The organism is Microvirga pakistanensis (genome assembly GCF_004458765.1).
GTDB lineage: Bacteria > Pseudomonadota > Alphaproteobacteria > Rhizobiales > Beijerinckiaceae > Microvirga > Microvirga pakistanensis.
The window spans coordinates 1-828 of the sequence record NZ_SPJX01000447.1 but is presented as its reverse complement, the minus strand read 5'-3'; the positions used below and the strand labels follow the sequence as shown (position 1 = coordinate 828).

At 68.6% G+C, this 828-nt stretch carries 1 protein-coding gene; it reads right to left on the bottom strand.

Annotated features, from left to right (window positions below; genetic code table 11):
- The coding region (locus tag E4K09_RS19910) for an electron transfer flavoprotein subunit alpha/FixB family protein (protein WP_134499469.1) at positions 1-828 on the bottom strand (828 nt) is incomplete at both ends.

Here is an 828-nt window from a genome sequence, read left to right as displayed (position 1 = left end):
GTCAACTCCTCCTTGAGTTCTGGGAGGATTGCGAAGAGGTCTCCGACGAGGCCGTAATCGGCGACCTGGAAGATCGGCGCCTCCTCGTCCTTGTTGATCGCCACGATCACCTTCGAGTCCTTCATGCCGGCCAGGTGCTGGATCGCCCCTGAAATGCCCACGGCGATGTAGAGATCGGGCGCCACCACCTTGCCGGTCTGGCCCACCTGCCAGTCGTTGGGCGCATAGCCCGCATCCACCGCCGCCCGCGAGGCGCCCATCGCCGCCCCGAGCCGGTCGGCGATCGGCTCGATATAGGTCTTGAAGTTCTCCGCCGAGCCGAGCGAGCGCCCGCCCGAGATGATGATCCGCGCCGAGGTCAGCTCCGGGCGATCCGACTGGGCGATCTCCTGGCCCTTGAAGGTCGACACCCCCGGATCCTCACCGGACCCCACCGTCTCGATCGGGGCCGAGCCCCCCTCGGCGGCGGCCGGGAAGGCGGCCGTGCGCACGGTGATCACCTTCTTGGCATCGGTCGCCTGCACGGTCTGGATGGCGTTGCCGGCATAGATCGGCCGCTCAAAGGTGTCGGGCGACACCACCTTGGTGATGTCGGACACCTGCATCACGTCGAGCAGCGCCGCCACCCGCGGCAGGGTGTTCTTGCCGTTCGAGGTCGAGGGCGCCACCACGGCATCGTAGGAGGCGGACAGCTGCACGATCAGCGCCGCCATCGGCTCGGCGAGCTGGTGCTCGTAAGGAGGCGCATCGGCCAGCAGCACCTTCTCCACGCCCTCCAGCTTGGCGGCCGCCTCGGCCGCCGCGCGGGCGTTGGAGCCGGCCACGAGA